Annotated in this window: 12 protein-coding genes; 6 read left to right on the top strand and 6 right to left on the bottom strand. The window is 63.1% G+C overall.

Going from position 1 to position 13,097, the window contains the following annotated elements; all coding sequences use genetic code 11:
* Positions 1–9 precede the first annotated feature (9 nt).
* Positions 10–1,431, bottom strand: a complete 1,422-nt coding sequence (gene leuC / locus ABS45_RS05810; protein ID WP_291554011.1) for a 3-isopropylmalate dehydratase large subunit — start codon at positions 1,429–1,431, stop codon at positions 10–12.
* 233 nt (positions 1,432–1,664) lie between these two features.
* Between leuC and ABS45_RS05805 the strand changes: the two genes are divergently transcribed.
* Positions 1,665–1,979, top strand: a complete 315-nt coding sequence (locus tag ABS45_RS05805) for a hypothetical protein (protein WP_291554008.1) — start codon at positions 1,665–1,667, stop codon at positions 1,977–1,979.
* A 306-nt stretch (positions 1,980–2,285) separates the two neighbouring features.
* Here ABS45_RS05805 and ABS45_RS05800 read toward each other — a convergent pair whose 3' ends face one another.
* Entirely contained in the window at positions 2,286–2,594 is a 309-nt protein-coding gene (locus tag ABS45_RS05800; protein ID WP_291554005.1) for a hypothetical protein, read from the bottom strand.
* A gap of 154 nt (positions 2,595–2,748) precedes the next feature.
* On the opposite strand from ABS45_RS05800, the gene ABS45_RS05795 reads away from it, so the two are divergent.
* On the top strand, positions 2,749–3,360 hold the full coding sequence (locus ABS45_RS05795) for a 2OG-Fe(II) oxygenase (RefSeq protein WP_291554002.1): 612 nt from the start codon (positions 2,749–2,751) through the stop codon (positions 3,358–3,360).
* Between the two features lie 186 nt (positions 3,361–3,546).
* Complete coding sequence (locus ABS45_RS05790) at positions 3,547–5,097, top strand: beta-1,3-glucanase family protein (protein WP_291553999.1); 1,551 nt, start codon at positions 3,547–3,549, stop codon at positions 5,095–5,097.
* A 32-nt stretch (positions 5,098–5,129) separates the two neighbouring features.
* On the opposite strand, the gene ABS45_RS05785 is transcribed toward ABS45_RS05790, so the two are convergent.
* Positions 5,130–6,926, bottom strand: a complete 1,797-nt coding sequence (locus ABS45_RS05785; protein ID WP_291553997.1) for an ABC transporter transmembrane domain-containing protein — start codon at positions 6,924–6,926, stop codon at positions 5,130–5,132.
* 47 nt (positions 6,927–6,973) lie between these two features.
* Between ABS45_RS05785 and ABS45_RS05780 the strand changes: the two genes are divergently transcribed.
* On the top strand, positions 6,974–7,612 hold the full coding sequence (locus tag ABS45_RS05780) for an ATP-binding cassette domain-containing protein (RefSeq protein ID WP_291553994.1): 639 nt from the start codon (positions 6,974–6,976) through the stop codon (positions 7,610–7,612).
* A gap of 42 nt (positions 7,613–7,654) precedes the next feature.
* On the opposite strand, the gene ABS45_RS05775 is transcribed toward ABS45_RS05780, so the two are convergent.
* The 3 genes from ABS45_RS05775 to gdhA form a co-directional block, all read right to left on the bottom strand.
* Positions 7,655–7,906 (bottom strand): type II toxin-antitoxin system RelE/ParE family toxin, encoded by a 252-nt coding sequence (locus ABS45_RS05775; RefSeq protein WP_291553991.1) that lies wholly within the window; start codon positions 7,904–7,906, stop codon positions 7,655–7,657.
* A 26-nt stretch (positions 7,907–7,932) separates the two neighbouring features.
* Positions 7,933–8,223, bottom strand: a complete 291-nt coding sequence (locus ABS45_RS05770) for a CopG family ribbon-helix-helix protein (RefSeq protein ID WP_291553989.1) — start codon at positions 8,221–8,223, stop codon at positions 7,933–7,935.
* 292 nt (positions 8,224–8,515) lie between these two features.
* On the bottom strand, positions 8,516–9,862 hold the full coding sequence (gdhA, locus tag ABS45_RS05765) for an NADP-specific glutamate dehydrogenase (protein WP_291553987.1): 1,347 nt from the start codon (positions 9,860–9,862) through the stop codon (positions 8,516–8,518).
* 246 nt (positions 9,863–10,108) lie between these two features.
* Here gdhA and ABS45_RS05760 point away from each other — a divergent pair, with 246 nt between their 5' ends.
* Both ABS45_RS05760 and ABS45_RS05755 read left to right on the top strand, forming a co-directional pair.
* Entirely contained in the window at positions 10,109–11,671 is a 1,563-nt protein-coding gene (locus ABS45_RS05760) for a class I SAM-dependent DNA methyltransferase (protein WP_291553985.1), read from the top strand.
* 8 nt (positions 11,672–11,679) lie between these two features.
* Entirely contained in the window at positions 11,680–12,807 is a 1,128-nt protein-coding gene (locus tag ABS45_RS05755; protein WP_291553983.1) for a restriction endonuclease subunit S, read from the top strand.
* The last annotated feature ends 290 nt before the right edge of the window (positions 12,808–13,097 follow it).

The raw sequence follows: 13,097 nt of genomic DNA, 5'->3' as shown, positions 1-13,097 counted from the left end.
GTGGCGCTTTCAGGCAAATCTGCGGATGTCTACGAAATGGCCATGAATGGCGGCAGCGGCGGCCATTGCGGGGCTGACCAGGTGGGTGCGTCCACCGGCGCCCTGGCGGCCTTCGAAATTGCGGTTGCTGGTGGACGCGCAGCGCTCGCCCGGCTCCAGCCGGTCGGCGTTCATCGCCAGGCACATCGAGCAGCCCGGTTCGCGCCACTCGAAGCCGGCGGCCAGGAAAATCTTGTCCAGGCCCTCGCGCTCGGCTTGCTCCTTCACCAGGCCAGAGCCCGGCACCACCATCGCCAGCTTGATGTTCTTCGCCACTTTCTGGTTGAGATTTTTCACCACGGCAGCGGCGGCACGCAGGTCTTCGATGCGGCTGTTGGTGCATGAGCCTATGAACACCTTGTCGACGAAGATGTCCTGCATCGGCTTGCCGGGTTCTAGCCCCATGTAGGTGAGCGCGCGCTCCATGGCATGGCGGATCACCGGGTCTTTTTCCTTGTCCGGGTCGGGCACGCGTGCGCTGACATTGACCACCATCTCGGGGTTGGTGCCCCAGGTGACCTGCGGTTCGATGTCCGCCGCGGCCAGGTTGACGACGGCGTCGAAATGCGCGTCCGCATCGGAATGCAAGGTTTTCCAGTAGGCCACGGCCTGATCCCACTCCACCCCGGTGGGCGCGAGCGGGCGGCCCTTGACGTAGTCCAGGGTTTTCTGATCGACGGCGATCATGCCGGCGCGCGCACCGGCCTCGATGGCCATGTTGCACACCGTCATGCGGCCTTCCATCGACAGCGCCTGGATGGCTTCACCGGCGAATTCGATGGTGTAGCCGGTGCCACCCGCGGTGCCGATCTTGCCGATGATCGCCAGCACGATGTCCTTGGCGGTGATGCCGGGCGCCACCTGGCCGTTCACGCGCACCAGCATGTTTTTGGCTTTCTTGGCCAGCAGGCACTGCGTGGCCAGCACATGCTCGACTTCGCTCGTGCCTATGCCGTGCGCCAGCGCGCCAAAAGCGCCGTGGGTGCTGGTGTGGCTGTCGCCGCAGACCACTGTCATGCCGGGCAGCGTGGCGCCGTTTTCCGGGCCGATCACGTGCACGATGCCCTGGCGCCTGGAGAGGAAGGGGAAGAAGGCGGCCGCGCCGCTCTTGCGGATGTTGTCATCCAGCGTCTCGATCTGCAGTTTGCTGATCGGATCGGCGATGCCGTCGTAGCCGCGCTCCCAGCCGGTGGTGGGCGTGTTGTGATCGGCCGTGGCAATGATGGAGCTGGTGCGCCAGACCGGGCGGCCCGCCTCGCGCAGCCCTTCAAACGCCTGCGGACTGGTCACTTCGTGCACCAGGTGGCGATCGATATAGAGCAGGGCGGTGCCGTCTTCTTCGGTATGGGCGACGTGCTCGTCGAAGACTTTGTCGTAGAGGGTACGTCCCATGGTGGTGAATGACAAATGGCGTGCGTAGCTGAAACCTGTCAATTTTAGGCGTTGTGGCTGATCACGCGTTGATCGGGGCTTGAGAGGCTGGATCGCGCATGGAATTGTGCTGGCGTGGCGCATTCATGAAACATGCGATTGCATCGCACCATCCAATAAAGCAGAACAGGCCTGTTCGATGGATTCCACCTCGTGAGGGGCGGTTTGTTTGATCAGTCTTTAGGAGAATCATCATGAACAAAATTGCGATTGCTCTTGCTGCTTTCGGCGCTGCTGCATTGATGGCAGGTGCGGCGCAGGCGGGTTCCGTACAACCTGTCGCAGGAAACATGCCTTTCTTTGACCCTGCTGCCGTGAGCGTTGGCGCGTTGACACGTGCCCAAGTACATGCCGATGCGATTGCGCACCGTCCTGCAGTCGGTGAGTTGACGCAGTTTCAATCCGAGACTGCACCTGGCTCCAGCACGCTGACGCGTGCGCAGGTTCATCAGGACTTGCTGAAAGCATTGGCGGCTGGCTATCACGTCAAGTCAGGCATGGCTTCGTAACGCGCTTGTCGCGAGGGAGGCATCTCTCGCGGCAACCTTTCTTTTTGCCCGGGTTCTCCGGGCTTTTTTTGTGCTGCGCGCGGCATGCGCGCGCACCAGCGAGTGCAAGTCTCGAGCCGATGAACAAGAACCGCAAAGAAGGCACTGCTACGCAGGGCGCGTGAGACATGCACCGCGAAGCATGGGCGACCATGGCGATAGCCGCATCGATGCAGCTATCGCCATGCGCCTGTTGCCGCCAGACAAAAAAATGGCCTGACCGTGTATCGGTCAAGCCATTTCATGTCTGCCTTGGCAGACGTGCGATTACAAGGTGGTCAGATTGCCGACCTCGACATGAAAGCCGTTATGAATAGCCTGCACGGTTGCGTCATGCACCTGAGCACGTGTCAGCTTGCTTGGTGTGTAAGGTTGCGCAGCAGACAAGTTGCCAACCGCAGGGTGCTGTGCGATGGCGGCGCTGCGGACGTCCGCACGTTGCAGCGTGCTCGTCGTACTTTGGCCTTCGTCAAAATAGGGTGCGTTGCCAGCGGCCGGTTGCATGGTGGCAGCAAATGCGGAACCAGCCAACAGAAGGCCAGCGGCAAAAGCGATGGTGGAATAGACCTTGATCATGATTTTCTCCTTCAATCACCAGCCCCGAATCTTTGGCACCCTGTTGGATGTCGAATGCGGAGAACCGGGCTTTTGTTCCCCTCGTTGCAATATTGGATGCGGGCAGACCGCGTTTTGTGACAAGAGAATTTTCAGCTCCCGTGAGCCATGAACCATGGGTGATTACGACACCATCATCAGCGCGCTGAACCGGCAGGGCTGGAGCGTGAGCGACGCGAACGTCGCGCCCGCGTGGTGCGCCGAACTGCGCCGCTATGCGCAAGAGCTGTGGGCTGCCAACTGCTTCGAGCCGGGCGAGTTCGGCCTGGACCCGGCGGGCGGCAAGGAGCCCGAGGTGCGCGGCGACGCGATCTGCTGGGTGCCACCCGGTTCGCGATTGGAGCGCCATCCGTTCTTTGGCTGGATGGCGGGCCTGCGCGCGGTCTTGAACGAGCGCTTCGCCATGGGCCTGCGCAGTCAGGAATTTCACTTTGCGCGCTACCCCGAGGGGCGCGGTTACCGCAAGCATCTGGATCAGCACCGCGGCAGCAACGTGCGCAAGATTTCCATCGTGCTGTACCTCAACGATGAATGGAATGAAGCCGACGGCGGCGAGCTGTGCTTTTATCAGCCGACGAACCCGGACATCGAGTTGGCGCGCTTTGCGCCCTTGAACGCGCGTCTGGCGGTGTTTGTCAGCGGCCTGATGCCGCATGCGGTGCTGCCCTGCCGCAGTACGCGCTGGAGCGTGACGGGCTGGCTGCGTACCGATGAGATACCTGGTTAACTATCACATTGATAGCTACCCGCGCTTTCTTGGTGAACGTAATGGCGCATTTTTTTGAATTTGACACCTGTCAAACAACCGGGTGTCACCGGCCCATTTTTTCGGCAAAGGGCGCCAATGATTACCGTAGACTGAATCCGCTTGCGATTTTTCCGAAGACCAACAACCCTCTCAAAGGAGATGAACATGGACAGTTTTGAGCTGGAGCGGCGCAAACTGCTCAAAGGCATGGGTCTGCTTGGAGCGGGTGGCGTGCTGACTGCCTGCGGCGGCGGCACTTCCCACTCGTCGGACGTCGGCTACTGGGGAGGAGACGGCACGACGCCGCCGGGTGACCTGGGCAGTACGCCGCCGGCCTCGGCGTGCAAGACTCCGGTGGCAACGATTCCACTGACCATCGATGCCAGCGTCGCGGCCACCGGCATTCCTGCCGATGTGCCGATCCGCGCCTACATCACCGGGCTGGTCAAGGTGCCGGGACAGGTCTTTTACCGCTACGACGGGCAGACAATGCAGCCCGTGCAAATGCTGACGGGCGACAACACCGTGACCGACAGTACCAAGGCGGTGACCGGTCTTTCGGGCAATACCTACGACACCAACTACCCGAGCATCTGGGCCGATTACAGCATTGCGCTCGATCGCTCCTGTCCGACCCTGGTGGCCGATCTGGCGAGCTTCAACACCACCACCATTCCGGGTTTTGGCACTGGCCCCGCGGCATTCAGCGGGCGCATCTGGATCTCGGTGGGCACGCCGCAAATTCCGTTCACGCCCCGGGTGGGGGCCGATCCAAGCGGCACGGGCACGGTCGATGGCTATACCACCCCGGTCGTGACCGCCGGCGGGCCGGGCTGCTACTGCCTGTACGACTGGCTGGAGTTCTCGTGGAGCGCAACGGGAGAGCTGTTTCTCAATACCACGCAGGTCGATCAATACGGTTTCCCGATTTCGATCCAGGCGAGTGGCGCGACCGTCGACGGCGGCATTCAGGGCGTGTACACACAGGCGCGCTCCGCCATCCTGGCCGACTTGGCGGCGATCGGCAATCCGCTGTTCGGCTCCACGCTGCCGGTTCCCGGCACCGGGGTTGCCGCGGGCACCTATCCGCCGGTGGCCAACACGCAGGGCATCCTGCGCGCCCTGGCACCGTCGAGCACGTCCGGCGCGACGACCAGCACCTATCTGGACGGGGTGATTGCACAGGCGCTCAACGCCTGGAAAACCACCTGGCTGCAGGTGACCTGCCCGAGCAATGCGCTGCAACAGACCTACTACGGCCAGACGGCGAGCGACGGCAAGACGCTCAATTTCTACAACGACGAGAAGATGACGGGCGGCGTGCAGTTTTCGTTCAACGATCTCACCACCTACAACGTGCTTGATTGCAACGGCACCATGACTGGCGTTGGCGTGCCGCAGGTTGGCAATCTGCTGGGAGACCTCAAGAATACCGGCAAGGCGATTCTGGCGGGGTTCAATCGCGGCGTGATCTCGAGCAGCACGGCGGCGATCGACATCGACGACAGCGGTACGGGCAGCAATTACCAGCCGCCGTTGAGCCAGAATTTCACGTCGACCACGCTGCCCTTCAACGTCTGGGTGCAGAAATTCCACGCCTGGAGCGCCAACGGTATGGCCTACGGCTTTGCCTATGACGACGTGGGTGACCAGGATCCTTCGGTGCACGCCCAGGGCACGACGGGGGTGACGATCATCCTGGGCCAGTTTGCGTAATGCGGGGCGTTTCCCCGCGTCTCGTGGATGGTTCAAGCGGTGAACTGCAGCGCCGCCAGCCGCGCGTAGGCGCCATCCATCGCGATCAGCTCGCCGTGGGTGCCCTGCTCGATCACGCGACCATGGTCGAGCACGACGATGCGGTCGGCATGCTGCACCGTCGCCAGGCGGTGCGCGATCACCAGCGTGATGCGGTGCCCGGTACGTTGGTGCAGCGCCGCATCCAGCGCCTGCTGCACCACGCGTTCGCTGTGCGCGTCCAGCGCGCTGGTGGCTTCATCGAGCAGCAGGATGGGTGCGTCCTTGAGCAGCGCGCGGGCAATCGCGATGCGCTGGCGCTGCCCGCCTGACAGGCGCACGCCGCGCTCGCCCAGGAAGGTGTCGTAGCCCTGGGGCAGCGCGGTGATGAAGTCGTCGGCAAATGCCGCGCGGGCGGCGGCGATGACGTCTTCGCGCGTGGCTTCGGGGCGGGCGTAGCGGATGTTGTCCAGCGCGCTGCTGGAAAAGATCACCGCCTCTTGCGGCACGGTGGCGATGCGCTGGCGCAGCGCCTGCGGATCGAGCGCGCGCAGGTCCTCGCCGCCGACCCGGATGCGGCCGCCCTCGACGTCGTAGAAGCGTTGCAGCAACTGAAACACCGTGGATTTTCCCGCGCCGCTGGTGCCCACCAGCGCCACCGTCTCGCCCGGATGCAGATGCAGCGTGAAGTCATGAAGTGCCGGATGCTCCGGGCGCGAGGGATAGTGAAAGCGCACGGCTTCAAACGCCACGTCCAGCGCGCCGTCCGCTGGCAAGGCGCGCCGTTGCGGCTCGGGCGGGGGCGCGACGGTGGGCGCGATCGCCAGCAGCTCCATCAGCCGCTCCGTCGCACCGGCGGCGCGCAGCAGATCGCCATAGACCTCGCCGAGCACGGCCACGGCGCTGGCCAGGAAGAGCGCATAGACGATGGTCTGCCCGAGGCTGCCCGCGCTCATCTGCCCGGCGGCGACGGCCTGGCTGCCGCGGTACAGCCCCCACAGCAGCAGTGCGGCGTTGGCGATGATGATGAAGGCCACGAGCAGCGCGCGCACGCTGCTTCGGCGGATGGCGGTCTGGAAGGCCGATTCGTTGGCATCGGCGAAGCGCGCGGCCTCGCGCTGCTCGGCGGTGTAGCCCTGCACCACGGGGATGGCGTTCAGCACCTCGGCGGCGATGGCGCTGGCATCGGCCACGCGGTCCTGGCTGGCGCGCGAGAGGCGCCGCACACTGCGCCCGATCCACATCGCGGGCAGCACCACGACGAGCACGGCGGCCAGCGCCACCGACATCACGTAGGGATTGGTCCAGACCAGCATGGCGAGCGCGCCCAGCCCCAGCACCGCATTGCGCAGCCCCATCGAGAACGACGAGCCGATGACGGTCTGCACCAGCGTTGCGTCGGCTGTCAGGCGCGAAAGCACCTCGCCGGTCTGCGTGGTCTCGAAAAACGCCGGGCTCTGGCGCAGCACGTGCGCGTAGACGGCGCTGCGCAAATCAGTCGTCACGCGCTCGCCCAGCCAGCTCATCATGTAATAGCGCGCCGCCGAGAACACGCCGACCGCGACGGCCACGATGAACAGGAAAATGAAATGCGCCCGCAGCATCGAGCCCTGCGCGGCATAGGGCAGGCCGCGGTCGATCACGACCTTGAGCGCCAGCGGAAACGCCAGCGTCGCCGCCGCCGCCAGCAGCAGGAAGACCAGCGCCAGCGCGATCGGCCAGCGGTAGGGGCGCAGGAAGGGCAGCAAGGCGCCCAACGCGCGCGGGGCAGGACGGTGGGCCGCACCTGCCGGGGGGATCGAATCAGGCATGGCGCACAGTGTAAAAACACGTGGGTGTGAACGTTGGAGTACGGAGCATGAGCGAGAAATGGTCACAGGCTTGCCTGATTGCAAGAGGCGTGACGCTGGGTGAGGAAGGCGGGGCGCGGTTGGCGGGATGGAGCGCGAGTTTTGGCGCGGGCCTGTCCTTGCTCCTGGATGAAGAGGGTGCGGTGGCGGGGTCGTTGCTGCGCGTGCTGGCTGGTGAGGTGGCGCCTGCGGTGGGTACGGTGCGTTGGGATGGGGTAGATGTCGCCGCCTGGCGTGAGCGTTCACCCGAAGGCGTTTTCTGGCGCGATCCGCGTGCGCCTTGGCCGGAGATCTCGCCCGAGCAATGGGTGGGCGAGCTCGCCGCGCGCTACCCCGCGTGGCGCGCGGACGACTGGCAGCGGCACGTGCAGGGCCTGGCGCTGCAAGAGCATCTGCACAAGGAAATGTTTCGGCTTTCGACCGGCAGCAAGCGCAAGGTGTTGCTGGCCGCAGCACTCGCCAGCGGCGCGCCACTCACGCTGATCGATGAGCCCGAGGCGGCGCTGGACCACGCGTCGATCCGCTATCTGCGCGAGGCGCTGGGGGAGCAGGCACGGCGCGCGGGTGAGGCAGGGCGTGTTTGGGTGGTGGCGAACTACGAACTGATCGCTGAGCTGCCTTGGAATCAGGTCATTCGCTTGTCTTGAGCCGCCCAAGAAAAAGCCCCGGCACGTGCTCGCGTGCCTCCATCAATAGCCCACCTCTTTCTGGTGCCGCACTGCCAGGATCGTGACAGTATCTGGGGCTATGCGGTAGCGGGCCACGTAGCCGCTGGCGCCGAAGTCGATGATCCACTCTCGGAACTCGTCGGGCATGCCCTCGATGGGGCGACCGATCCCGGGCTGCAAGCCCAGCACCTGCACGGCCTTGACGATCACCTCGCCTGCACGCTTGGCTGCGATGGGGCTTTTCGGTTGCAGGAATTCGCGCAGGCGCTCCAAGTCACGGATGGCGGATGGTGCGAACCTTACTTATGGCATGTGGGCGCAGGTAACTCGTGATCCGTGCCCCAGTTCGAAAGCCAGGTCTGCACTTCTTCATCGCTCGCGTGTAGTCCGGTGCTGCGGTACTCTTCCCAGGCCCTGAGCGTGTCCTGGCGAAAGGCCTCGCGTTTTTCTTCGCGCTCAACGTACTGGGTGATCGCCTCGCGCATCAGCCCGTGAGGCGTGCGATGCCGAGCGTCGGCCAGGCGCTTGATGCGGGCCCGGGTGTCCTCGTCGATCTTGATCGCCACGGGGCGAACGGCAGCAGCGGTCATGACAAGCTCCGTCAAGGTATTTGCGGGTATCGCCTCACTATAACCATGTGCCCATGAGCCGTGGGCGTTGAAGGCATGGGGATGAGCCTTGATGCGGAGCGCATCAGATCGATATTGAATGAAATCCGGCGCTAGCGCCCATTCAGTATGCGTAAAAAGCTATGAAAAAAGAGGCAACCCGGTTGAGGTTGCCTCTATGCGGTTGGCGTGCCCGAGGGCACGAACCGATGAACACATGTGCGGGAGCCGCTGGCCCCCACCTCGATCCTCCCCCGGCGGGGGAGGAAGAAGTTCAGATCACGCCTTGCGACAGCATCGCGTCTGCCACCTTCACGAACCCGGCCACGTTGGCGCCGGTGATGTAGCTCATCTTGCCGTCGGGGCGGCGGCCGTGCTGGATGCAGGCGCTGTGGATGCTTTGCATGATGGACAGCAGGCGCACGTCCACCTCGTCGCGCGTCCAGACCAGGCGCACCGCGTTCTGGCTCATTTCCAGGCCCGAGGTGGCGACGCCGCCGGCGTTGCTGGCCTTGCCTGGCGCGTAGAGCACGCCGGCGGCCTCGAAGGCCTTGGCGGCCTCGTTGGTCGAGGGCATGTTGGCGCCTTCGGCCACGCACTGCACGCCGTTCTTGATCAGCGTGCGGGCATCGTTCTCGTCGAGTTCGTTCTGCGTCGCGCACGGTAGGGCCACGTCCACCGGCACATGCCAGGGGCGCACGCCAGCCTGGAACTTGGCGCCGACGCGGCTGGCGTAGTCGCCCACGCGGCCGTACTGCTCGTTTTTGACCTGCATGAGGATGGCGAGCTTCTCAGGCGTGAAGCCTTCCTCGTCGATCACCGTGCCGCTCGAGTCCGAGCAGGTGATGACCTTGGCGCCCTGTTGCAGCGCCTTTTCGATCGCGTATTGCGCGACGTTGCCGGCGCCCGAGACCGACACGCGCAGCCCGTCCAGGCTCTTGCCCTGGGCCTTGAGCATTTCATCGACGAAATACACCAGGCCGTAGCCGGTGGCTTCGGGGCGCAGGAGCGAGCCGCCAAAGCTCATGCCCTTGCCGGTCAGCACGCAGTCGGCGCGGTTGCTGAGTTTCTTGATCATGCCGGCGATGAAGCCGACCTCGCGCCCGCCCACACCGATGTCGCCCGCCGGCACGTCGGTATCGGCGCCCACATGGCGGAACAACTCGCTGGCGAAGGCCTGGCAAAAGCGCATGACTTCCGCCGGGCTTTTGCCCTTGGGGTCGAAGTCCGAGCCGCCCTTGGCGCCGCCCATAGGCAGCGTGGTCAGCGCGTTCTTGAAGGTCTGTTCGAACGCCAGGAACTTGAGGATGGAAAGATTGACCGAGGGGTGCAGTCGCAGGCCGCCCTTGTAGGGGCCGATTGCCATGCTGTGCTGGATGCGGTAGCCGCGGTTGACATGCACGGCGCCCTTGTCGTCCGTCCAGCTTACGCGAAACATCACCACCCGCTCGGGCTCCACGAGGCGTTCGAGCAGCGCCTGATCGGTGTAGCGCGGGTTGGCTTCGAGGTAGGGCCAGAGGGTTTCCATGACCTCGGTGACCGCCTGCAGGAATTCGACCTGACCAGCATTGCGTTGAGCGACACGGTCGAGAAACTGACCAGCGGAAAGACGGGCACCCATGTAAAACACCTTCAGGAAAAATGATGCGACGCAGCATTATGCCAAAAAAACATGGGATCATGTTTTGAATATGCCGGGCGAACACCGGTCTGCGCAAAAACGGGGTCAGGAAGTGAAAGCGCCGAACGCGGCCGCTAGCGCCCGCGCAAAAACAGCGCGTCCAGCGCTTTCATCGAGAGCTGGCGCCAGGTGGGGCGGCCGTGGCAGACTCGTGCGGTCTTTCCCTCTCTACTTTCGTATCGCCCCATGCTCACCGGTGACCTGCGCAACAAAGTCGATCAAGTCTGGAACGCCTTCTGGTCCGGCGGCATCGCCAACCCCATCGAAGTCATCGAGCAGATCACCTACCTGCTCTTTCTGCGCGCCCTCGACAGCGACCAGACCCGCGAAGACAACAAGGCCCTGCGCCTCAAAACCCAGCCCGTGCGCCTCATCCCGGCAGGCATGGACGCACTGGAGCGCCCGCACGACAACATGCGCTGGTCGCGCTTCAAGAACATGGCCCCGGCCGAGATGTTCGACGTGCTCAGCAACCAGGTCTTCCCCTTCCTGCGCGGCCTGCAAGCCTCGGGCGGCCCGGCGGCTGAAAGCGCCTTTGCGCACCACATGCGCGATGCCCGCTTCACCATCCCCACGCCGTCGCTGCTGCAACGGGTGGTGGACTTGCTCGACACCATCCCGCTGGACGACCGCGATACCAAGGGCGACCTGTACGAATACATGCTCGGCAAGATCGCCTCTGCCGGGCAAAACGGCCAGTTCCGCACCCCGCGCCACATCATCGATTTGATGGTGGCCCTCACCGCCCCCACGCCGCAAGACACCATTTGCGACCCCGCCTCGGGCACCTGCGGTTTTTTGGTGGCCGCCGGCGAATACCTGCGCCGCACCTACCCCGACATGCTGCGCGTGCCCGCGCAAAACGCGCACTTCCACAACGGCATGTTCCACGGGTATGACTTTGACAACACCATGCTGCGCATTGGCAGCATGAACATGGTGCTGCACGGTGTAGAGCACCCCGCCATTGAATACCGCGACTCGCTGGCCGAAGGCGCGGCGGGCGACGCCGAGGCCTACAGCCTCATCCTGGCCAACCCACCCTTTGCGGGCAGCCTGGACTACGAAAACACCGCCAAGGATTTGCAGCAAACCGTCAAAACCAAAAAGACCGAGCTGCTGTTTTTGGCCCTGTTTCTGCGCCTGCTGAAAACCGGCGGGCGCGCCGCCGTGATCGTGCCCGACGGCGTGCTGTTTGGCTCCAGCAAGGCGCACAAAGAACTGCGCCGCAAGCTGGTGGAAGAGCAGAAGTTGGATGCCGTCATCAGCCTGCCCGGCGGCGTGTTCAAGCCCTACGCGGGCGTGAGCACGGCCATCTTGCTGTTCACCAAAACCATGAGCGGCGGCACCGACCATGTGTGGTTCTACGACATGCAAGCCGACGGCTGGAGCCTGGACGACAAACGCCAGCCCCTGCTGGATACAAGTCTTTTAGGCCTCCAGCCCTTACTGGACAACCGCGAGCAGCTATCAGAAGCAGAGCACGCAAAAAACAACCTGCCCGATGTGCTGACCCGCTGGACGCAGCGCCACGGCAGCGAGCGCGAGCGCCCCCGCACCGCGCAAAGCTTTTGCGTGCCCAAGGCCGACATCGAGGCCAATGGCTATGACCTGAGCATCAACCGCTACAAGGAAGTGGTGCATGAGCAAGTGCAGCACCGGGCACCGGGGGAGATCCTGGCGGAGCTGCGGGCGCTGGAAGACCAGATTGCGCGGGGGATGGGGGTGTTGGAGGGGATGTTGAAGTGACTCGCAACATGACCTCTCTCGGTGAAGTTGCTCAATTCATCAACGGCGCCGCATTTAAGCCCGAAGACTGGGGCGACAGCGGCTTTCCAATCATTCGCATTCAGAACCTCACGGATGCGTCGAAGCCGTTTAACCGGACCACACGGACGGTTGCTGAAAAGCTGCAGGTACACCCAGGCGATTTGCTCGTTTCATGGTCAGCAACCTTGGGCGTTTTCACTTGGAACAGACCGGAAATTGGTTTGCTGAATCAGCACATTTTTCGTGTCGTCCCTGACGAATCGAAAGTTGACAAAGCGTATTTGCGACTGGCGTTAAGCGGTGCCTTGTCTGCAATGCAAAAGCATCTGCATGGCGCCACCATGCAGCACGTCAACCGTGGCGAATTCTTAGGTACGCCCCTGTATCTTCCTCCGCTGGAAGAACAACGCCGCATCGCCGCCATCCTCGACCAAGCCGAAACCCTCCGAACCCAACGCCGCACCGCCCTGGCCCTGCTCGACTGCCTCACCCAGTCCCTCTTTCTCGATATGTTTGGGGACCCGGTGGCGAATCCGAAGGGGTGGCCAGTCAAGCCTGTTTCGAGCTTGGGAAAAGTTGTCACTGGCAACACGCCTTCTCGGGATGTGCCCGCCTACTACGGCAATTCGGTGGAGTGGATCAAGTCGGACAACTTGAACACTCCACACTATTACGTGACCAATGCAACAGAGGGCTTATCAGAAGCTGGAAAGGCTGTTGGCCGATTGGTTCCACCGAACTCAATCTTGGTGACCTGTATTGCAGGAAGTCCGGATTGCATAGGTAATGCGGCCATGGCGGATCGTGAAGTTGCGTTCAACCAGCAGATCAATGCATTCATTCCTGTTGAACTGGATGCGCACTTTGCCTACGCACAAATTGTTGTTGGAAAGAAGTTGATCCAAGGCGCATCAACAAACGGGATGAAGGGCATGGTTAGCAAATCGCGGTTTGAAGCCATCGAGTTCATGGTCCCCCCCCTCCCCCTCCAACAAACCTTCGCCACCCGCATCGCCTCCATCGAAGCCCTCAAAGCCACCCACCGCCGCGCCCTGGCCGCGCTGGATGCGCTGTTTGCCTCGCTGCAGCAGCGGGCGTTTGCGGGGCAGTTGTGAACGAGGGTAGCAATCCCGCCGCTCGGGTGCGCTCACCTTCCGGGCTGTGCGCCCACTCAGTCCATACGGCAGGCTGCACACCGAGTGCAACCGGCCTTGGCGCACAGCCTGCTTTAAACCCGATGGTCGCTCCATACGTCAAAGCGGTCATTGCCTCCTCAAAATTTCTTTGAAAATCAATCACTTATAAAACCCGTCGGCCTTGAATAAGCCAGCCAATACAGGTTAAAGACGGCTGGAAGAGTGGCCCACCGCACACAGCCTTCGCGCGTCACTGTCGAAAAAACCAG

It is taken from the genome of Comamonas sp. SCN 65-56, assembly GCF_001724135.1.
In the GTDB taxonomy this organism is placed as follows: Bacteria; Pseudomonadota; Gammaproteobacteria; order Burkholderiales; family Burkholderiaceae_C; genus Comamonas_C.
Note: the sequence above shows the minus strand (reverse complement) of the source record. Positions and strands in the feature narration are given on the sequence as shown.

Excerpts from the sequence above, each read along its gene's own strand:
- ABS45_RS05790 (WP_291553999.1), top strand. The coding sequence starts at position 3,547 with ATGGACAGTTTTGAGCTGGAGCGGCGCAAACTGCTCAAAGGCATGGGT.
- ABS45_RS05770 (WP_291553989.1), bottom strand. The coding sequence starts at position 8,223 with ATGACCGCTGCTGCCGTTCGCCCCGTGGCGATCAAGATCGACGAGGAC.
- gdhA (WP_291553987.1), bottom strand. The coding sequence starts at position 9,862 with ATGGGTGCCCGTCTTTCCGCTGGTCAGTTTCTCGACCGTGTCGCTCAA.
- ABS45_RS05785 (WP_291553997.1), bottom strand. The coding sequence starts at position 6,926 with ATGCCTGATTCGATCCCCCCGGCAGGTGCGGCCCACCGTCCTGCCCCG.
- ABS45_RS05760 (WP_291553985.1), top strand. The coding sequence starts at position 10,109 with ATGCTCACCGGTGACCTGCGCAACAAAGTCGATCAAGTCTGGAACGCC.
- ABS45_RS05800 (WP_291554005.1), bottom strand. The coding sequence starts at position 2,594 with ATGATCAAGGTCTATTCCACCATCGCTTTTGCCGCTGGCCTTCTGTTG.
- ABS45_RS05755 (WP_291553983.1), top strand. The coding sequence starts at position 11,680 with ATGACCTCTCTCGGTGAAGTTGCTCAATTCATCAACGGCGCCGCATTT.
- ABS45_RS05805 (WP_291554008.1), top strand. The coding sequence starts at position 1,665 with ATGAACAAAATTGCGATTGCTCTTGCTGCTTTCGGCGCTGCTGCATTG.
- leuC (WP_291554011.1), bottom strand. The coding sequence starts at position 1,431 with ATGGGACGTACCCTCTACGACAAAGTCTTCGACGAGCACGTCGCCCAT.
- ABS45_RS05795 (WP_291554002.1), top strand. The coding sequence starts at position 2,749 with ATGGGTGATTACGACACCATCATCAGCGCGCTGAACCGGCAGGGCTGG.
- ABS45_RS05780 (WP_291553994.1), top strand. The coding sequence starts at position 6,974 with ATGAGCGAGAAATGGTCACAGGCTTGCCTGATTGCAAGAGGCGTGACG.